This window comes from Streptomyces corallincola (genome assembly GCF_019104725.1).
In the GTDB taxonomy this organism is placed as follows: Bacteria; Actinomycetota; Actinomycetes; order Streptomycetales; family Streptomycetaceae; genus Streptomyces; species Streptomyces corallincola.
In genome coordinates this window covers 38220-59039 of record NZ_JAHRXF010000008.1, presented here as the reverse complement: position 1 = coordinate 59039, position 20820 = coordinate 38220, and the positions used below count along the sequence as shown (strand labels likewise).

Below are 20820 nucleotides of genomic sequence, written 5' to 3'. Positions count from 1 at the left end.
CACTGTAGTGCCGCCCCCCTGAACACCACGCGGACCGTCACGACCATGTTCGAAGGAAAGACGCTCACCCCGGTCGTCCGGTTGCCAGGGGGCGGACGTGATCGGTCTCAAGTGATCACCGAAGCGTGACGGGTCGGCCACTTGTCGGGCACTTTTGGGGGCAGAGCTGACCAATCAAGATCACTTGGCCGCCGGGGGCGGGCGCGGCGCCGGTGACAGGTGCGAGGATGCGTGCAGTTACTGGCCGAGACGCCCGTGCTGGGTCGCGCCGACGCGACCGGGGACGCCCCCGCACGGGGAGTGCGTGCCGGGCGGGCTTCGCGGGCACGGCCCAGGGGCCGGGGCCGACCGCGCACGCGCAGAAGGGACCGCTGACGGCGATGCAGATCCGGCTGACCGTCGTAGATCCGCCGGGGCCGTCCCCGCAGCGGGGCCGTGCCGTGAGCCGTGACGTCCTGGTCACGGCGCCGACCGGAACCGACCTCGCGGCGGTGGCGTCGGCGCTGGCCGCCGCGGTCACCGGCGACGGCGGCGGTACCGGCCGGGACACCGGCGGTGCCCCGGTGGTGCTGTACGCCGGTCCGGAACGCCTCGACCCGCGCCGCTGCCTGCTGGGCGAACCGCCGCTGGTGGACGGTGCCGTACTGGCGCTGGGCGCCCCGGCGGCGGCCGAACCGCACCCCGAGCTGGACGACGCCCCGACCCAGCTGCACGTGGTCGCCGGGCCGGACGCGGGCGGGGTCCATCTGCTGCACGGCGGCCGGATCACCGTGGGCCGCTCGGCCGACGCCGACGTCCCCCTCGACGACCCGGACGTCTCCCGCCTGCACTGCGCGGTCACCGTCGCCCCGGACGGCACCGCCTCGCTGGCCGACCTGGGCTCCACCAACGGCACCGTCCTGGACGGGGTGCGCGTCGGCGGGCACCCGGTGGCGTTCGCGCCGGGCGCGCTGCTCCGCATCGGTGAGTCGGCGCTCCGTGTCACCCCGTCCGGCGGACCGGGGGCCCGGGTGCGGACGGTGCCGGACGGCGAGGGGTGCCTGCGTCCGGCGCCGGGGGAGGACGCCGACGCCGGGGGCGTGGCGGAGGGCGCGCGGGTGCCGGGGGCGCGTACGGCGGCGGACCGGGGGGCGCACGGCCCGGCCGGTCCCACGGGGCACGCGTACGGCACCGGGCACGGGTACGCGACGGGTTCCGGGGGCGGGCCGGGTTCCGGAGACCACGCGGAGCGCCGCCCGTACACCGACCCGCGTACGGGACGCCCCTTCACGGTGACCGCCGGAGGCGCGGGCATCCCGATCCCGGCCGGGTTGCCGGGCGGGGACACGCACGCGGGCCGGTACGGCGTCGGCGGCGCCCCCGGCCCGGACCGCGACCCCGGCTCCGCTCCCGACGAGGGCACCGGTGCCGCGCGCTCCGAGGCACGCAGACGGGGTCTCGGCGCCTGGGCGCGGCGGCTGGCGGGCGGTGCCCGGGGCGGCGGCCCGGAGCAGCCCGGCGCGGACACCGGGCCGGTGTCCGGCGCGGTCCCGGAGACGTTCCCGGCCGAGGTGTCCAAGTCCCCCGAGACCTGGCCGGACATGGCCGCGCTGCTGCTGACGGCGCTCGGTCCGGGACCCCGGCTGTGGGAGCGCGGCGCGGGGCACCCGGAGGCGCTGACCGTACGGCTCGGCACGGCGGACCGGGGGGCGCCGGACGGCTCGGGCGTGCTGCCCGCCGTCCCGGTGACGGCGGCGCTCCGCGAGGCGGGCGCGCTGGGCCTGGCCGGTCCGCGCCCCCGGCTGTCGGGGGCCGCGCGCGCGGTACTGGCCCAGCTCACCGCGCTGCACTCCCCCGATCTGCTGGAGATCGTGCTGATCAGCGCCGACCGGGCACGCCCCGAGGCGGAGCGCGTCGCCGAGTGGGCGTGGCTGGGCTGGCTGCCGCACGTCCGTCCCGGACGCGGCCAGGACTGCCGTCTGCTGCTGGCGTTCGACCGCGAACAGGTGGCGGCCCGTACGGCGGAACTGCTGCGCCGGGTCGAGGAACACGCGGCGCACGGGGGGCGGGGTCCCGCCCGGGCGGGCACGGCGGCACCCGCCGACCGCGCCGCCGGGACCACGCACCCGCCGGGCGCCCGCTCCGGCACGGCCCCCCTCCGGGGAACCGGGGAGGAGCCGCCGTACGACCGGCCCGCCGGAGCCGCCGCACCGCAGGGCGCCGATGCCCGGCGGCCCTCGTGGGCGCGGGAGGCGGACGGTCCGGGCGGGTTCCCCGGCCCGTACACGGTGGTCGTGGTGGACGGCGATCCCGGCGGAGCCGCGCTGCACGAGTCGCTGGCGCGGCTCGCGGTGGCGGGGCCGCGCGCCGGGATCCACGTGGTGTGCCTGGCGGACATCCCGGCGGCGACGGCGTCCTCGCCGGTGACGCGGACGTACGAGGCGGCCTGCGCGGCGACGCCGACGTTCCGGCACTGCGGGGCGGTGGCGCTGCTCGGCGGGGACGTGGCGGGGACGCTGCGGCTGACGCGGGTGGCGCCGACGGGCCCGGTCGGGGAGGGCACCCCCGCCGTGGTGGACGCGGTGTCGGCGGCCTGGGCGGAGCGCTTCGCGCGGGCGCTGGCGCCGCTGCGGCCGGACGGTCCGGCGGGCGACCGGCACGCGCGGGCGGCCGTGCCGCTGCCGAGGTCGGCGCGGCTGCTGGACGAGCTGGGCCTGGCGCGGGCCACCCCGGCGTCGCTGATGGCGCGCTGGGCGGACGCGGCGGACGACACCGGGTCGCTGGGCGGCCGGGCGCGTGCGGTGCTGGGCGCCGGGCCGCGCGGGCCGCTGACCGCCGATCTGGTCGCGGACGGCCCGCATCTGCTGGTCGAGGGCCCGGCGGGCAGCGGCCGTACGGAGCTGCTGCGGGCGGTGGTCGCCTCGCTGGCCGCCGCTGAACGCCCGGACCGGCTGAGCATGGTGCTGATCGACGGCCGGGACGGCGTGGGCACCGGCGCGGGCCGCTGCGAGGGCCTGCGGACCTGCACGGACATCCCGCACGTGACGACCCACCTGATCGCCAACGACCCCGTCCGCATGCGGGAGTTCGCGCAGTCGCTGAGCGCCGAGCTGAAGCGGCGCGCGGAGCTGCTGGGGCGCGGCGACTTCACCCAGTGGCACACCGGGCGCGAGGTGTCGGGCCGGATCGTCGCCCAGCGCACCCCGCTGAACCGCCCGGAGCGCACCGACCGCACGGACCGTACCGACCGCCCGGAGCGCACCGACCGGCCCGCGCCCTACGAGCAGCCGGGCAACGGCGACCTGGACACCCCGCCCAGCTCCACCATGCGGCTGCGCCCCGGCGCGGCGGCCCGGCAGGCGGAGGCCGGGCCGCCGCCCGGCGGGACGGCACCGCTGCCCCGTCTGGTGGTGGTCGTGGACGACCTGGACGCGCTGGTGTCCCCGGCGCTGGGTTCGCCGGGGCGGCCCGCCGCCGGTTCGGTGCTGCGGGCGCTGGAGGCGGTGGCGCGGGACGGCGCGCGGCTCGGCGTGCATCTGGTGGCCGCCTCCGCGCCCGGTGGCCGTACGGCGGAGACGGAGCCGGTGCGGCAGGCGGCGCTGCGGGTGACGCTGGACGCCCCGGCGGCCGGGCCGGACGAACCGGCGCCGGGGCGTGGGGTGTTGGTGTCCGGGGACGGTGTCCGCACCGGTTTCCAGGGCGGCCGGGTCACCGGCCGCATCCCGCGCACCGCGACCCTGCGGCCCACGGTGGTCCCGCTGGAGTGGCAGCGCACCGGGGACCCGCCGACCCGTCGCCCGGTCCGTGAACTGGGCAACGGGCCAACGGACTTGGCCCTGCTGGCGAGCGCGGTGGAACGCGCCGCGCGGGAGGTGTCGGCGGCCCGCGTCCCGTCCCTGCTGTAGGCCGCGTCGGCGGGGTCCCGGCTGCCCGGCGGGGCGCGCTGGCTCCAACTGCCGTGCCCCGCCCCCCACTTCCCCGATCACGACCCGGTCACGATCACCGCCCGTACCGCGCAGGCGCTCTTGCCGCCTCCGCTCGGCGCGGCGTAGACCGGTGAGATCGGGAGATGTGTTCCGGCGTTCAACGGAGAACGACGAACGGGGAAGTGATGCAGAGCAGCACGATCCGGGCAGGCAGAACGGCGAGCACCCTCGCCGCCCTTCTCGCGGGGGCGCTCGCGCTCACCGCGTGCTCCGGCGGGGAGACGAAGAAGGAGGGCGGCGACGGCGGTGCCACCAGCGGTGGTTCGAGCCTGAGCCTGCCGAAGCTGGACGGGACGACGCTGGAGGTCGCCGCCGTCTGGACCGGTACCGAGCAGAAGAACTTCAAGACGGTGCTGGCCGAGTTCGAGAGGCGCACGGGCGCGAAGGTGACGTTCGTGCCCGCGCAGGACCCGATCATCAACTTCCTCGGCTCGAAGATCGCGGGCGGGCAGCCGCCGGACGTGGCGATGCTGCCGCAGCCGGGCGCGATCAAGCAGGCCGTGCAGAAGAAGTGGGCCAAGCCGCTCGGCGCGGAGGCGCTGAAGGAGCTGCGGAAGAACTACTCGCGGGGCTGGCAGGACATCGGCTCGGTGGACGGCACGCCGTACGGCGTCTACTACAAGGCGGCCAACAAGTCGCTGATCTGGTACAACGCCCAGGCGTTCGAGAACGCGGGCGCCAAGGTGCCGAAGACCTGGCCGGAGCTGCTGACCACCGCGCAGGCGGTCTACGACTCGGGCGTCACCCCGTTCTCGGTGGGCGGCGCGGACGGCTGGACGCTCACCGACTGGTTCGAGAACGTCTACCTCTCGCAGGCCGGGCCCGAGAAGTACGACCAGCTCGCCCAGCACCGGATCAAGTGGACCGATCCGTCGGTGAAGCAGGCCCTCACCACGCTCGCCCAGGTCTGGGGCAAGAAGGACTACGTGGCGGGCGGCGCGGACGGCGCGCTCCAGACGGAGTTCCCGGCGTCGGTGACGCAGGTGTTCACCGGCGGCGACCAGCCGAAGGCCGCGATGGTGTACGAGGGCGACTTCGTGCAGGTCAACATCGGTGACACCAAGGCGAAGGTGGGCACGGACGCGAAGGCGTTCCCGTTCCCGGCGGCCGGTTCGACGGCGCCGGTGGTGTCCGGCGGCGACGCGGCGGTGATCCTGAAGGACTCCAGGGGCGCGCAGGCGCTGGCGACCTTCCTGGCCTCGCCCGACGCGGCCACCATCCAGGCCAAGCTGGGCGGTTACCTCTCGCCGAACAGGAACGTGCCCGAGTCGGCGTACCCGAACGAGGTGCAGCGGACCATCGCCAAGGCGCTGATCGCGTCCGGCGACGACTTCCGCTTCGACATGTCCGACCAGGCGCCGCAGGCGTTCGGCGGCACGCCGGGCAAGGGCGAGTGGAAGGACCTCCAGGACTTCCTGAAGAACCCGAAGGACGTCGCGGGCGCGCAGGCGAAGCTGGAGAAGGACGCGGCGGCGGCCTTCGGCAGCGGGAGCTGACCCGGTGACCGCGTCGGCCGCCGCGGCCGGGTCCCCACCGGGCCCCGCCGCCTCCGATGGTCCCGCCGCCGGGGGCCCGGTCTCCAAGTCCCCCGGCGGTGGCCGGAGTCCGCGGAGCGTGACCGGTACGCGCAGGGCGGTGGCGGCGCTGTTCCTGCTGCCCGCCCTGGTGCTGCTCGGGGCGCTCGTGGTCTACCCGATCGGGTACTCCGTGGTGCGCAGTTTCCTCAACACCGCCGGGGACGGTTTCGCGGGCGGCGCCAACTACACGGCGCTGTTCACGGACGACGGCATCCGCACCGCCCTGAAGAACAACGTCATCTGGGTGGTGTTCGCCCCGACCGTCTCCACCGCGCTCGGTCTGGTCTTCGCGGTGCTGACCGAACGGGTGCGCTGGGGAACGGCGTTCAAGCTGGTCGTCTTCATGCCGATGGCGATCTCGATGCTGGCCGCCGGGATCATCTTCCGGCTGGTGTACGACCAGGACCCGGACCGGGGGGTCGCCAACGCGGTGTGGGTGGGCGTGCACGACACGTTCGCGCAGTCGTCGGCGTACCCGAAGGCGCATCCGGGGCGGCAGTCGCCGCTGAGGGCGGAGGGCGGCGGGTTCGTCACCGTCTCCCCGGTGCGCGCCGGGCGGCCGGTGGCGCTGCCGCTGGTCGGGGTCGCCCCGGACGTGATGCCGGACTCCGCGCGGCCCGCCGCCGCCGCGAAGCCGGAGCCGGGCAGGGTCACCGGCACCACCTGGCAGGACTTCACCCGTGGCAGGGGCGTCGGGAGGCTCGGCGCCCCGGACGCCTCCGAGCGGGGGTACGCCGGGATGCGCGTCGAGGCGGTGAAGGACGGCAAGGTCGTCGCGTCCACCACGGCGGCGGCGAACGGCACCTTCACGCTGCCCGGGTCGGCCGACGGCGCCCGACTGCGGCTTCCGGCGAGCAACTTCAAGGAGCCGTACAACGGCGTGGACTGGCTCGGCCCGTCGCTGGTCACCCCGGCGATCATCGGGTCGTACGTGTGGATGTGGGCCGGGTTCGCCATGATGCTGATCGCGGCCGGGCTCGCGGGCGTGCCGCGTGAGCTGCTGGAGGCGGCGCGGGTGGACGGCGCGAGCGAGTGGCAGGTGTTCCGCAAGGTCACCGTGCCGCTGCTGGCGCCGGTGCTCGCGGTGGTCACCGTCACCCTGATGATCAATGTGCTGAAGGTGTTCGACCTCGTGTACATCATCGCGCCGGGCTCCTCCCAGGACGACGCGAACGTCCTGGCGCTGGAGCTGTACCGCAAGGGCTTCGCGGAGGGGCGGCCCGGCGTGGCCAGCGCCATCGCGGTGCTGCTGCTCCTGCTGGTGATCCCGGTGATGCTGTTCAACGTGCGTCGGCTCAGGCGGGAGGTGCGGCGATGACGGCGACCGCCACACGGGCCGGCGGGGCGGCCTCCGCCCCGGCCGGAACGAGGGCGCGGACCCCGCTGGGGACGCGGATCGCGGAACGGCTCGGCGGCGGCCTGGTCCGGGTGGTGCTGCTGCTGGTCGGGCTGTTCTGGCTGGTGCCGACCATCGGGCTGCTGATCTCCTCGCTGCGCGCGCCCGAGGACATGAGCGCGAGCGGCTGGTGGACGGTGCTGTCCGAGCCGTCGAAGCTGACCTTCGCCAGCTACCGCAGGCTGCTGGAGAACGGCGACATCACGCACTCGCTGCTGAACACCGTGCTGATCACGGTCCCGGCGACGGTGCTGGTGGTGGTGATCGGCTCGCTCGCGGGCTACGCGTTCGCGTGGATGGAGTTCCCCGGCCGGGACTGGTGGTTCCTCGGCGTGGTCGGTCTGCTGGTGGTGCCGGTGCAGGTGGCGCTCATCCCGATCGCCGAACTGTTCGGCTCCATCGGCCTGTTCGGGTCGATCCTCGGGGTGATCCTGTTCCATGTGGGGTTCGGGCTGCCGTTCGCGGTGTTCCTGCTGCGGAACTTCTTCGCGGAGATCCCCCGCGAACTGCTGGAGGCCGCCCGGCTGGACGGCGCGGGTGAACTCCGGCTGTTCGCACGGGTGGTGATGCCGCTGGGCGGTCCCGCCGTGGCAAGCCTCGGCATCTTCCAGTTCCTGTGGGTGTGGAACGACATGCTGGTCGCGCTGGTGTTCACCAAGTCCGGTTCGCAGCCGATCACGGTCGCGCTCCAGACCCAGGTCCGCCAGTTCGGCAACAACATCGACGTGCTGGCGCCGGGCGCCTTCATCTCGATGGTCGTCCCGCTCGTCGTCTTCTTCGCCTTCCAGCGGCAGTTCGTGTCCGGGGTGATGGCGGGCGCGGTCAAGTAGGCGTCTGCGCAAAGGCGTTGCAGGGGGCGGGCCCGCCGGGGTCCGCCCCCTCGGCCGTTCCCGGGGTCCCCCGGAAGACGTACGCGGGCGTAACCCATTCGCCTCGGCGGACGTTGCCGGGCAGAGCGCCCGAGCGACCGATGTAGCGACCGATGGATGTGCCGTGCCCAGGTTCAGTGTGATCGTCCCCGCGTACGGGGTGCAGGCGTATCTCTCCGAGTGCCTGGAGTCGGTGCTCGGGCAGTCGTTCACCGATGTCGAGGTGATCGCGGTGGACGACTGCTCACCGGACGCGTGCGGGGCGCTGATCGACGAGTACGCGGCACGCGACGCCCGGGTGAAGCCCGTGCACCTGGCCCGGAACCAGGGGCTCGGCCCGGCCCGGAACGCGGGGATGGCGGCGGCGACCGGCGAGTACCTGGTGTTCCTGGACGGCGACGACACCCTCACCCCCGGCGCGCTCGCCGCGATGGCCGACCGGCTGGCCGCGACCGGTGATCCCGAGGTGCTGATGGTGGACTACGCCCGCACCCACTGGCACGGCGCCACCGTCCGCAACCGGCTCGCCCCGCTGCTCACGCAGGACGGCCCCGCGCCGTTCCGGCTCACCGACCGCCCCGCCCTGCTGGGCGTGCTGATGGTCGCCTGGAACAAGGTGTGCCGCCGGGACTTCGTGGCCCGCCGGGGCTTCGCCTTCCCCCCCGGCTACTACGAGGACACCCCCTGGACGTTCCCCGTCCTGTTGGCGGCCGAGTCGATCGCCACCCTGGACCGGGTCTGCGTGCACTACCGCCAGGGCAGGCGGGGCAGCATCCTGCGCACCACCAGCCGCAAGCACTTCGACGTGTTCGAGCAGTACGAACGGGTCTTCGCGTACGTCGATCGGCACCCCGAACTCGACCGCTGGCGGCCGGAGTTGGCGGCCCGGATGCTGGACCACTACGTGACGGTGCTGTCCCGGCGCGACCGGCTGCCGCGCGGCAGCCGCGCCGAGTTCACGCGCCGGGCCCGCGCCCACCACCGCGCGTTCGGGGTGCCGGGCGCGGCGGTGCCCGCGCGCTCACGGCCGCGGCACACCCTGGTCCGGCTCGGCGCGCACCGCGCGTTCGGGGCGCTGCGGCTGGCCGGGGCGGTCCGCAGGCGGCTGCGGCGGCCCGGCCGCGCCCTGGTCCGGGCGCTGCGCGGGGGCCTGCTCGGGCTGTACGGCCGCGTCCAGCGCTGTCTGCCGGTGCGGGCCGACCGGGCGGTCTTCGCGGCCACCGGTCCCGGCGGGGACCTGGCCGCGCTGGAGGAGGCGTTCCGCGCGCACGCCCCGCGGCTGCGCACCACCTGGGTCACCGGCCCGGCGGGCACTCGCACGGCACCGCGCGGGGCGCGTCCGGCACGGCCCGGCGGCGCCGCCCACCGGACGGCACTGGCCCGCTCCAAGTATCTTGTTTCTGACGGGAGTTGGGGTCAGGGGCTGCGCAAGCGCCGGGGGCAGGTCCTGGTGCACGTCCCGGCGGGCACCCCGCTCGGACAGGTCGGCCTGGATCTCCTGGAGCGTCCCGCCGCCGCCCGGAACACCGACTTCACGGCGCTGATGCGCGAGGTGGACCGCTGGGACCACGTCGTCACCGGCAACCGGCACTCCACCCTGGCCCTCCAGCGGGCGCTGCCCGGCCGCTGGACCCCGCTGGAGTGCGGCGGACCGCGCAACGACGTGCTCCAGCGGGCCACTTCGGCGGACGTGGCCCGGCTGCGCACCGAACTCGGAGTCCCCGAGGGCAGCGTGGCCGTGCTGTACGCACCGGCCCGCCGCGACCACCGGCGCACCCAGCACCCGCCGCTGGACCTGGAGCGGCTGGCCCGGCGGCTCGGCCCGCGCTTCGTGTTCCTGTTCCGGCCGCCCGAGCCGTGCGACGGCGCCCTCACGGCGGACGGCCGCGTCCTGGACGTCTCCGCGCATCCGCGCCCGGAGGAACTGTGCCTGGCCGCCGACGCGTTGCTCACCGACTACGCCCCGCTGATGTTCGACTACGCCAACCTGGACCGGCCCGTCGTCCTGCACACCGGCGACCGGGACGCCTGGGAGGCGAGCCGGGGCTCCTACTTCGACGTACGGGCGTTCCCGCCGGGCGCGGTGGCGCGGAGCGAGGACGAGGTGGCGGACATCTTCGCCTCCGGGCACTGGAACGGCTCCCGCTCGGCGCAGGTGCGGGCCGCGTTCCGGGAGCGGTTCTGCCCGTGGGACGACGGCCGGGCCGCCGAGCGGGTGGTACGGCGGGTGGTGCTCGGGGAACCGGCGGGGCGCCCGGCCGCCGTACCGCTCGCGGGGCGGAACCCGGTGCCGTCGGCGGCGGCGCGGGCCCGTGGCCCGCTCGCCACCGTGCCGCAACCTTCCGGCCCGCTTCCCGTCACCGAGAGCCGCTGAACGGCGTTGTCCCTCACGGGAGTCTCCCTGCCCCTCGGCACGACGCGGCCCACCCCGTCCCGGCCGTCCGCCTGGCGCCCGACCGGACGACCGGGCCGCGTCCGCAAGACAACGGAAAGAGCAGAATGCCCCGCTTCAGCATCATCGTCCCGTCCCACGGGGTCGCCGGAAAGTTGTCCGAGGCGCTGGACTCGGTCCTCGGCCAGTCCTTCGGCGACCTGGAGCTGATCCCCGTCCGCGACGCGCCCGACGCCCCGGCCGCCGAGGTCAGCGACGGCTACGCGGCACGGGACGCGCGGGTGGTCCCGGTGGACTCGGACCCGTCCGCCGGGCTGAGCGGGGCGCGCAACGCGGGGCTGCGCGCGGCGACCGGCGGCCATGTGCTGTTCCTCGACGGCGACGATCTGCTGCTGCCGGGCGCGCTGGCCGCGCTGGACGCCCGGCTGACCGAGACCGCCGGGGCGGACGTGCTGTACACCGAGCACGAGCGGGCGCCCTGGTGGGAGGGCGAACCCGGCAACCCGGTGGCCCCGCTGCTGGCGAAGGCGCCGAAGGGGGCGTTCGCACCGGAGGCGTTCCCCCGGCTGACCGGCGCCCACCTCCCCGCGTGGAGCGCGGTCTACCGGCGCAGCTTCCTCACCGAGCACGAACTGACCTTTCCCGAGGGGTACTTCACAGATCTCGGCTGGGGCACACGGGTGACGGCCGCCGCCCGCCGGACCGCCGTGCTGCGCCGCCCGGTGGTCCGGCACCGGCTGCGCAGACAGGGCAGCAGGCTGAACCTGCCGGGCCCGCACCAGCACACCCTGCTGGACCGGGTCGAGGAGGCGCTCACCCACATCGCCGACGCGGAACTGGACGCCGGGGTGCGCGGCGCCCTGTTCGACGAGCTGTTCACGCACGTCCTGCGCACCGCGTCCCGGCCCGAGCGGCTGCCCGGCGGACACCGGGCGTTCTTCCGCCGTGCCGCCCGCCTCCACCGCCGCCACCGCCCGGCCGGGCACCCGGCGCCGGGCGGCAGCCTCGGTGTCCAGCACCGTCTGCTGGCGGCCGGTGCCTACACCGCGTTCCGCACCCTGCGCGGCGCCAACCGGAGTGCGGAGTCGCTGAGTTCGGCCCTGCCCCGCCCGCGCATGCTGCGCACCCGACTGCGGTACGCCCGCGAACTGCGCCGCCCGCTGGACCCCAACCTGGCGGTGTACTGCGCCTACTGGGGCCGGGGTTACGCCTGCAACCCGGCCGCCATCCACGCCAAGGCCCGTGAACTCGCCCCGCACATCCGCTCGGTGTTCCTGGTGGAGGCGGGGCAGGAGCACACGCTCCCCGAGGGCGTGGAGCACGCGGTGATCGGCTCCCGGCGCTACTGGGAGGTGCTGGCGCGGGCCACCTATCTGGTCAACAACGCCAACTTCGCGGAGGGCGTGGTGAAACGGCCGGGCAGTGTCCATGTGCAGACCCAGCACGGCACCCCGCTGAAGACGATGGGCACCGACCAGTCCACCTACCCGGTGGTCGCCGCGCGGTCGGGCAGCTTCACCAAGCTGCTGAGCCGGGTGGACCGCTGGGACTTCAACCTCTCCGCCAACCGGCACTCCACCCAGATGTGGGAACGCGCCTTCCCCGGCTCCTACGAGCAGTTGGAGTACGGCTATCCGCGCAACGACGTGTACTGCACCGCGACCGCCGAGGACGTGGCCCGGGTCCGCCGGGAGCTGGGCGTACCGGAGGGCGCGACGGCCGTGCTGTACGCGCCGACCCACCGCGACCACGCGACCGGCTTCGAACCCGGCCTGGATCTGGAGGAGTTCTGCGCGGCAGCCGGTGACGACGTGGTGGTGCTGCTGCGCGCCCACTACTTCTACGACCGGGGCGGCGCCCGGAGTTCGGACCGGATCATCGACGTGACCGCGCACCGCTCCTCGGAGGACGTGTGCCTGGCCGCCGACGCGCTGGTCACGGACTACTCCTCGATCATGTTCGACTACGCCAACCTGGACCGCCCGATCGTGGTGTTCGCCGACGACTGGGAGGTGTACCGGGAGACGCGCGGGGTGTATTTCGACCTGATGGCCGAGGCGCCGGGACCGGTCGCGCGGACCCCGGAGGAACTGGCCGCCGTGTTCCGGGACGGCTCGTACGCGAGCGCGGGCTCCGCCGCGCTGCGGGCCGCGTTCCGGGAGCGGTTCTGCGAGTTCGACGACGGGCGGGCCGCCGAGCGGGTGGTGCGCCGGGTGCTGCTGGGCGAGCCGCCCGAGGCGCTGCCGCCCGTGGTGCCGCTCGCCGAGCGCGTCCCCGCCCCCGCCGCCGCGACCCTCGTCAGGAGCTGACCCCGCCGTGCCCCGCTTCAGTGTGATCATGCCCTGCTACAAGGTGCAGGGCTTCCTGCGCGAGTGCCTGGACTCGGTGCTCGGCCAGTCGTTCACGGACTTCGAGCTGATCGCCGTCAACGACCGTTCCCCGGACGGCTGCGGCGCGATCCTGGACGAGTACGCGGCCCGCGACCCGCGCGTCACCGTGCTGCACCTGCCGGAGAACGTGGGCCTCGGCCGCGCCCGCAACGCGGGCCTGCCGCACGCCACCGGCGACTATCTGTTCTTCCTGGACAGCGACGACACCCTCACCCCCGGCGCGCTCGCCGCGATGGCGGACCGGCTGGCCGAGACCCGCGACCCGGACGTGCTGGTCTTCGACTACGCGCGCACCTACTGGTGGGGCGGCACCCGGCGCAACGCGCTCGCCCACGTCCTCGCCGACGCGGGCCAGGACACCTTCACGGCCGCCGGGCACCCGGAGATCCTGGACCTGCTGATGGTGGTCTGGAACAAGGTGTACCGGCGCGACTTCGTCACCGGCAACGGCTTCGTCTTCCCGCCGGGCTACTACGAGGACACGCCCTGGACGTTCCCGGTGATGCTGAGCGCCCGCCGGATCGCCGCCCTGGACCGGATCTGCCTCAACTACCGCCAGCGCAGGCAGGGCAACATCCTGTCCACCACCAGCCGCAAGCACTTCGACATCCACGACCAGTACGCGCGGGTCTTCGCGTTCGTCGCCGGGCGCCCCGAACTGGCCTCCTGGCTGCCGTACCTGCACCGCAAGATGGGCGAACACTGTCTCGACATCCTGGCCAAGCCGGACCGGCTGCCGTCCGCCGACAAAGCGGAGTTCTTCCGCCGTACCGCCGAGATGTTCGCCGAGCACCGCCCCGAGGGCGCCCGGGTGGACGGTGAAGTGGCCGTGCTGGAGGGCGGGTTCACCGCGTACCGGATGAAGGCGCGCGCGGGGAGGCTGAGCCGGGAGGCGGCCCGCCGGGCGGGACAGGTGCGCCGGGCGGCCGGCGGCCGGGCGCGCACCGGCTGGTCGGCGCTGCACGCGCTGCGCCCGCTCGACCCGGAACTGGTGGTGTACTCGGCGTCCTCGCACCGGGGCGTGCTGGGCGACCCGGCGGCGATCTGGCGCAAGGCCGCCGAGATCGCACCCCAATTGCGGGGGGTGTGGGTGGTGCGGGACGCGGAGACGGCGGCCGGGCTGCCCGCCGGGACGGAGTACGTGGTGCTCGGCTCGCGGCGCTGTCTGGAGGTGACCGCGCGGGCGAAGTTCTTCGTCAACGACGTCAACTGGCCCGGCTCGCTGGCCAAACGGCCCGGCAGCGTGCACATCCACACCCACCAGGGGACCCCGCTGGAGTACACCGGCGCCGATCTGCTGGGCAAGCCGGGCGCGCGGCTCGGGTTCGACGTGCCGCAGATGCTGCGCCGGGCCGACCGCTGGGACCACAGCCTGGTCGCCAACGCCCACTCCGAACTGGTCCACGAGCGCGCCCACCCCTGCCACTTCGCCTCCGCCCGCACCGGCAGCCCCCGCAACGACGTCCTGGTGGACGCGGCTCGCGGCACGGGCGACACACGGGGGGCGGCGTTCCGGCTGCGCCACGGCATCCCGGCGGACCGCACGGTCGTGCTGTACGCCCCGGCCCGCCGGGACTACCGGCGCGGCGGGTACGTGGAGCGGCTGGACCTGGCCCGGTTCGCGGCCGAACTCGGCCCGGACCGCACGCTGGTGGTCCGGCTGCACCCCTCGCTGGCCGCCGGGCACGCGCGCGGCATGGGCCTGGCGGACCTGGACCGGCGCGGGATCGTGGTGGACGCCACCGACGAACCGCACACGTCGGACGTGCTGCTCGCGGCGGACGCCCTGGTCACCGACTACGCGTCGGTGATGTGCGACTACGCCAACTTGGACCGCCCCGTCGTGCTGTACACCGACGACCTGCCCGCGTTCACCGCGAGCCGGGGCATGTACCTGGACCTCACCACCGGGACACCGGGCCATGTGGCGTCCACCGAGCGGGAGTTGGCCTGGCTCTTCGCCTCCGGCGCCTGGCGGGACGAGGAGTCGGCGCGGCTGCGGGCCGGATTCCGGAAGCGCTTCTGCACGTACGACGACGGCCGGGCCGCCGAGCGGGTCGTACGGACCCTGCTGCTCGGCGAACCGGCCGGGGCGGACGGTCCGGGCGGGGTGCGCATCCCGGCGCAGCACGCGGAGGGCGGACTGCCCGCGACGAGGTGACCCCGGCGCCTTCGGGGACGACGCCCTCCGGGGACTACTCGACGACGAGGTCCACCTCGATGTTGCCGCGCGTGGCGTTGGAGTACGGGCAGACCTGGTGGGCGGTCTCGACCAGCTTGCGGCCCGTCTCCGCGTCCACGGTGTCGGGGAGCTCCACACGCAGCGTGACCTTCAGGGCGAAGCCCTCACCCTGCTTGCCGATGCCGACCTCGGCGGTGACGGCGGCGTCGCTGACGTCCACCTTGGCCTGGCGGCCGACCAGTCCGAGCGCGCTGCCGAAGCAGGCCGCGTAACCGGCGGCGAACAGCTGCTCGGGGTTGGTTCCCTGACCGTCGCCGCCCATCTCCACCGGCATGGCCAGGGCGAGGTCGATCTTGCCGTCCGAGCTGACGGCGCGGCCCTCGCGGCCGTGGGTCGCGGTGGCGACGGCGGTGTAGAGCGCGTCCATGAAGACCATCCCTGTTCGTCTCGGCTGTCTGCGGCTGTCTGCGCGGCGGCCGGTGGCCACCCTGACGACAGCCAGTGAAGCACACAACTTAGTTGTGCACAATCAAATGACGGGCGGGGGTTTACCCTGGACGGCATGACCTCCTCGCCGACCCCGCCGCCGGGTGCCGCCCCCGAGCCGGGCTGGCTCCGCCTGGACCAGCAGATCTGCTTCTCCCTGCACGCGGCCTCCCGCGCCTTCAACGGCGTGTACCGCGTGATCCTCAAGGAACTCGGGCTGACCTATCCGCAGTACCTGGCCATGCTCGTCCTCTGGGAGCGGGACGACCTCCCGGTCAAGGCCCTCGGCGAGCGGCTCCGCCTGGACTCCGGCACCCTCTCCCCCCTGCTCAAGCGGCTGGAGGGCGCGGGTCTGCTGCGGCGCGAACGCAGCACCGTGGACGAGCGCTCGGTGCGGGTGCGGCTCACCCCGGAAGGCTCCGCCCTGCGGGAACGGGCGCTGGAGGTGCCGCGCCGGATCGTCGCCGCCACCGGTTTCGACCCGGCGGAGATCGGTGACCTCCGCGACCGCCTGGACCACCTCACGGCCGCCCTGGACGCGGCGGCGTCGGCGGAGTCGGTGTCGGAGTCGGTGTCGGAGTCGGCGTCGGCGTCGGCAGGGGGCGCGCGGCAACCGACTCCACCGCTCCGCTGAGCAGGTGCCGACGGACGTACAGCCGTACGACCACGCTGTTCCGGGTCACCTGCCAGGCGGGCGCGAAGTCCCGTGCGAGCAGGTCGAGTTTGGCCCGCTCGGTGGGGTTCCCCGGCACCCACTCCCCACCGAGCACCCGCCGGTCCCCGACCACCCACACCCGGTCGAGCCCGGCCACCCCCCGCACCACCTCGTCGGCCCCGGCCTCCCGCCCGTACAGGGTCCCGGAGTCCCCCGCCGACTCCACCAGGGCGACATCCCGCACCCCGCGAAACGCCTCGGGATAGGCCAGCGCCGCGTTCCGCCCCATCTCCGGCACGAACAGCACGGCATCCCCCGGCCCCCCTTCCCGCCGTACCACCCGCGCCACGGCCCCCAGGTCATCGGCCCGCCGTCCCGGCTCCCGGTCCCACTCCAGCAGGGGAAGCACCTGCGCGAACACCACGCCGACCGCCAGCACCCCCACCAGCACCCCGCCGGAGCGACGCCGGACGCGGGGAAGGGCGGGCACACGGCGACCACCGGCGCGCGGCCGCCGTACGACCCCGGCCAGCCGCTCCGCGCCCAGCGCGACCAGCACCGGGGCCCCCGACAGCGCGTACAGGACGTAGCGGTCCACGTACAGCGGCGACACCTGGGACGCCAGCATCAGCACACCCGGCGGTACCAGCATCAGAGGCACCGCGACTCCCGCCCCGGTGACGCGTCCACGCCCCACCGACCCCAGGGCCCCCACGGCGGCCAGTGCGAGGCACCCCCACACCACACCGTCCGCCCCACCCAGGAACTCCCCCAGCAACCCCCACGCGGTGTCCGGGTCCGGCGCCCGCAGCCAGGCGACCTGGGCCGCCTGCCCGTGGGAGACGACGACCATCGGCAGCAGCGCACCGGAGACGCACAGCGCGGCCCGCCCCCACCCCCGCCACACGGCGCCCCGCACCCGCCCGAGCAGCAGGGACACCGCGTGGGCGAGCAGCACCAGCACGGCGAACTCGTGCACCCAGCAGGTGACTCCGAGGACAACCCCGTACCCGCCCCAGCGTCCGCCCCGCGCCGCGGCGGAGACGAAGAGCAGCGTGGCCCAGGTGACCCCGGCCGCGACGAGCGCGTAGGACCGCCCCTCCTGCGCGTAATGCCCGCTCATCGGCGTGACGGCGTACAGCAGACCCGCCCACAGCCCGACCCGCGCCCGCGCGACCCGCGTGCCGAGCGCCCCGACGAGCCCCGCGGTGACGGCGGCGGCGCAGACGGACGGCAGCCGCAGCGCGACCTCGCCGGGCGGGCCCGGGTCGGCGGCGAGGACGGCGTGCATGAGGAGGTAGTAGAGGCCGTGCACGGCGTCCACCTCGTGCAGCAGCGCCCAGATCTGCGGCACCGTCCGCCGGGCCACCTGGAAGGTGACCGCCTCGTCGCGCCACATCCCGCCCCGGTCCAGCCGCCACAGCCCGAGCAGGAACGCGACCAGCGCGGGCACTCCCGCCGCGAGCCCGGCGCGTACCCGCGCACGCGCCCGCGCGGACAGCCCGCCCGGCCGGTCCGCACGGCCTTCCGCACCACTTATCGCCGCCCGCGTCGTTGCACCGGACGGGACCGGAGCCTCCACCGTGACGACAGCGCTGCCAGCCGCACGACGCGGCTGCGGACTCAGGAGAGGCTCGGCGTTCACCACTGCCCGATCTTTTGCGATGAGCCAACTTTTGACACAGATTGACGGCGTATCGGCATGAATACACCATCCGCGCGGATTAGGCTCCCACGTGATGAACCGTCTCCGTGTCACCTCCGGTCCGGTCCTCGCCCTCACCACCGTCTGGGCGGCCAGCCGTGCCCTGATGGGGTGGCTGCTCACGCACGACAGTTCGCCCCTGCTGGGCGGCGGTTCGGTGCCGCGCGAGGTCTGGCGGCTGTACGTCCACTGGTACGGCGTCCTCGCGCAGGGCACGTTCCCGACGCACGACAGCACCTGGCAGTACCCGCCCGGCGCGGGCGCGCTGCTCCTGCTGCCCGGTGCGGTGACCCGCCTGGTACCGGGATCGACGTACTTCCAGGCGTTCGTGGCGCTGACCCTGACGGCGGACGCGCTGATCCTGGCCGCGCTGGTGTACGCCGGGACCCGGCCGGGCCGCAGCCTCGCGGGCGCGGCCCTGTGGACCTGCGGTCTTCCGCTGCTGCTGCACCTCCCGCTCGCCCGCTACGACGTCCTGGTGACCGCGCTCGCCGTCGCCTCGCTGCTCACCGCGGGGCGTTCGCGGCGCGCGGGGGGCGCGTTCGCGGCGCTGGGCGCGCTGGTGAAGGTGTGGCCGGTACTGGTGCTGCTCGGCACCCCGCGCGGCCCGGCGACGCGCCGCGCGTGGGGGTGGGCCGCCGGGACCGCCGCCGCCGTGTTCACCCTGCTGGCCGTGGCCCTGCGGCACCCGCTGGACTTCCTGCGCGAACAGGGCGGCCGGGGCGTGCAGATCGAGTCGTTCGGCGGTACGGCGCTGAATCTCGCCCGGCGTCTGGGCTGGCCGGGCCGCGCCCGCTACCAGTACGGCTCGGTGGAGATGACCGGCCCGCACGTGCACGCCGTCGCCACCGCGTCGCTCGCGCTGACGGCGGTCGCGTTCGCGCTGCTGGTGCTGTGGCGGCTGCGAGCCCGGCACTGGAGCCCGGCCACGCCGTACGACGCCGCGCTGGCGGCCGTCCTGCTGTTCACGGTGACCAGCCGGGTGATCAGCCCGCAGTACCTGGTCTGGCTGATCGGCCTCGCGGCCGTGTGCCTGACCTCCCGGCACACCACCCAGCGCCCGGTGGCCCTGCTCATCTGCGCGGCCAGTGCGCTGAGTTCGGTGGTGTACCCGGTGTTCTACCAGGACGTCGTCACCGGCACCTGGACCGGCTGCCTGCTGATCCTCGCCCGCAACCTGCTGCTGGCCGCCGCCGCGCTGCTGTCCTTCGTCCGCCTGTGGCGGGCCGCCCGCCCGCCTCGCGCGGAGCTCCCGGCGACGAGGGTGCGGGCACGCTCGGGGACGGAACGGCGCGCGGAGCGGAAGGTGGGGAAGGTGGGGGCGTAGGGGGACGCGTAGGGGTCGGGTCGGGGTGGGGGGACCCGTAGGGGGTGGGTCGGGGTGGGGACCCGTAGGGGACGGGGTGGGGTGAGGGGACCGTAGGGGAGGGGGCGGGGTGAGGGAACCCGTAGAGGGCGGGGCGCGTGAGAGGCCCGTGAGCGGCCGGTGCAGCGCACGGCCCGTTTCCTTCGTACCCTTTTGTCCGTGAACGCGCCTCCACCGCAGAGCCTCCCGCAGAGCCCACCGCGGAAGCCGCCGCAGAGCCCCCCGCAGGTGACCGTCGTCGTGATCGGCCACAATGACGCGGCCCATGTCGGGGACGCCGTCGCCTCCGCGCTCGCGCAGGGGCCGGCGGTCGGTGAGGTGCTCGCCGTGGACGACTGTTCGACGGACGAAAGCGCCGCCCTGCTGTCCCGCCTCGCCGAGCGGGAGCCCCGGCTGCGGGTGCTGCGCCGGGCGGTGAACAGCGGCGGCTGCGGCACCCCGCGCAATACGGGGATCGACGCGGCGGCGCTGCCGTACGTCATGTTCCTGGACAGCGACGACCTGCTGCCGCCCGGCGCGGTGGACGCGCTGCTCACGGCGGCGACCGGGGCGGGCGCCGAGGTGGCGGCCGGTCTGTGCGTCCGCCGCGAGCTCCCGTCGGGACGCGAACAGCCGTGGCAGCAGCGTCTGTTCACCACCCCGGCGGTCGTCGCGGACCCCGCCGGGCGCCCGCGCCTGGTCCACGACACCCTGTGCGTGAACAAGCTGTACCGCACCGCGTTCCTGCGCGAGCACGGCATCCGTTTCCCCGAAGGCCGCTTCCTCTACGAGGACTTCGTCTTCACCGCCCGCGTACTGGCCGCAGCCCCACGCCTCGCGCTGATCCCGGACCGCGTCTACCTCTGGCACGTACGCCGGTCGGCCGAGCGCCTGTCCCTCTCCCTGGACCGGGACCGCATCGACAACTGGACGGCCCGTACCGAGGCGTGCGCCCAGGCATACGACATCCTGCTCGGCGCCGGGCGCGAGGAGCTGGCGCGGGCGGCGCGGGCGAAGTTCCTCGACCACGAACTCCGCATGTACGCCAAGGAGTTGCCGCTGCGCGACGAGGCGTACCGGCGTGCCTGGTGGGCGCACACCCGGTCCTGCCTCGCACGCTTCGACGCCGCCGACTGGGAGCGGGACCCGGCGGCACCGGGATGTCTGCTCGGCCGGGTGATCATGGCCTCCCCAGAGCCGCGCGACCTGCCCCGGCTCCGCGAGCTGGCGGCCCGCCCGGCGCGGCTGCTGCCCCCGTACGCCCGCACCCCCGACGCGAACCCCGTCTGGTCCCCGGATCTCCCCCGGATCACCCTGACCCCGCTCCTGACCAGACCTCCGGCGACCCTCCCCCTGACGATCGAGGCCGAGGTCCGCCCCCTGGGGCCCCTACGGGGCACCCTGCGCCTCCATCTGACCCTGTACGAGCTCTACGGCCGCGTGGCGGAGGCGGGCCCGCGCGATCTAGACGTGACCTGGCACCGCAGGGAGACCGGCGAACCGGCCCGGCGGACCCGAACCCGGCTCGCCCCGGCGACCACGGGCGACGCCCCCACCTGGACGGCGGACCTCCCGCTGCGCCCGGCGGCCCTCGGCACCGGCACCTGGGACCTGCGCCTGGCCCTGCGCTTCGCCGACGGCACCCACCGCGACCTCACCGCCCACGCCCACCCCGCCACCACCCGCCGCCACGCCCTCCCCAGCGCCCGCCACGGCCTGCTCCTGATCCACCCGTACGCGACCCACTCCGGCTCCCTGGCCCTCCGCGTGGCAACGGGACCCGGCGGCGCGATGTCCGTACTGCGCGGCCGGGCCGAGCGGTTCCGCCGCACACACTGAGGCACGACCAGCCGTAGGC

Annotated in this window: 12 protein-coding genes; 10 read left to right on the top strand and 2 right to left on the bottom strand. The window is 74.9% G+C overall.

The window, feature by feature from the left end:
* The first annotated feature begins 380 nt into the window (after window positions 1-380).
* From KUM39_RS08165 to KUM39_RS08135, 7 genes are all read left to right on the top strand, one after another.
* Window positions 381-3884 (top strand): FHA domain-containing protein, encoded by a 3504-nt coding sequence (locus tag KUM39_RS08165; RefSeq protein ID WP_217784763.1) that lies wholly within the window; start codon window positions 381-383, stop codon window positions 3882-3884.
* Between the two features lie 206 nt (window positions 3885-4090).
* Window positions 4091-5461 (top strand): ABC transporter substrate-binding protein, encoded by a 1371-nt coding sequence (locus KUM39_RS08160; RefSeq protein ID WP_217784762.1) that lies wholly within the window; start codon window positions 4091-4093, stop codon window positions 5459-5461.
* 118 nt (window positions 5462-5579) lie between these two features.
* The gene (locus tag KUM39_RS08155) at window positions 5580-6860 is read left to right on the top strand and encodes a carbohydrate ABC transporter permease (protein WP_217784761.1); all 1281 of its coding nucleotides are present in this window, start codon (window positions 5580-5582) and stop codon (window positions 6858-6860) included.
* Entirely contained in the window at window positions 6857-7768 is a 912-nt protein-coding gene (locus tag KUM39_RS08150) for a carbohydrate ABC transporter permease (RefSeq protein ID WP_217784760.1), read from the top strand. Before KUM39_RS08155 ends, KUM39_RS08150 begins: the two co-directional genes overlap by 4 nt.
* Before the next feature lie 163 nt (window positions 7769-7931).
* Window positions 7932-10181: a bifunctional glycosyltransferase/CDP-glycerol:glycerophosphate glycerophosphotransferase gene (locus KUM39_RS08145; RefSeq protein WP_217784759.1), complete on the top strand. Its 2250-nt coding sequence runs from the start codon at window positions 7932-7934 to the stop codon at window positions 10179-10181.
* Between the two features lie 125 nt (window positions 10182-10306).
* A complete protein-coding gene (locus tag KUM39_RS08140; RefSeq protein ID WP_217784758.1) occupies window positions 10307-12508 on the top strand; it encodes a bifunctional glycosyltransferase/CDP-glycerol:glycerophosphate glycerophosphotransferase in 2202 nt (733 codons plus the stop codon).
* 7 nt (window positions 12509-12515) lie between these two features.
* Window positions 12516-14750, top strand: coding sequence for a bifunctional glycosyltransferase/CDP-glycerol:glycerophosphate glycerophosphotransferase (locus KUM39_RS08135; protein ID WP_217784757.1), 2235 nt, complete (start codon window positions 12516-12518; stop codon window positions 14748-14750).
* Between the two features lie 34 nt (window positions 14751-14784).
* On the opposite strand, the gene KUM39_RS08130 is transcribed toward KUM39_RS08135, so the two are convergent.
* Window positions 14785-15198, bottom strand: coding sequence for an organic hydroperoxide resistance protein (locus tag KUM39_RS08130; protein ID WP_217784756.1), 414 nt, complete (start codon window positions 15196-15198; stop codon window positions 14785-14787).
* 135 nt (window positions 15199-15333) lie between these two features.
* Between KUM39_RS08130 and KUM39_RS08125 the strand changes: the two genes are divergently transcribed.
* A complete protein-coding gene (locus KUM39_RS08125; RefSeq protein ID WP_217784755.1) occupies window positions 15334-15891 on the top strand; it encodes a MarR family winged helix-turn-helix transcriptional regulator in 558 nt (185 codons plus the stop codon).
* Here the strand turns inward: KUM39_RS08125 and KUM39_RS28545 are convergent.
* The gene (locus KUM39_RS28545) at window positions 15779-17365 is read right to left on the bottom strand and encodes a glycosyltransferase family 39 protein (RefSeq protein WP_308288082.1); all 1587 of its coding nucleotides are present in this window, start codon (window positions 17363-17365) and stop codon (window positions 15779-15781) included. The two genes, KUM39_RS08125 and KUM39_RS28545, sit on opposite strands and share 113 nt — an antisense overlap.
* Before the next feature lie 286 nt (window positions 17366-17651).
* Between KUM39_RS28545 and KUM39_RS08115 the strand changes: the two genes are divergently transcribed.
* Window positions 17652-18944 (top strand): glycosyltransferase 87 family protein, encoded by a 1293-nt coding sequence (locus tag KUM39_RS08115; protein ID WP_217784754.1) that lies wholly within the window; start codon window positions 17652-17654, stop codon window positions 18942-18944.
* Window positions 18945-19223: 279 nt separating this feature from the next.
* Window positions 19224-20801, top strand: a complete 1578-nt coding sequence (locus KUM39_RS08110; RefSeq protein ID WP_308288081.1) for a glycosyltransferase — start codon at window positions 19224-19226, stop codon at window positions 20799-20801.
* The last annotated feature ends 19 nt before the right edge of the window (window positions 20802-20820 follow it).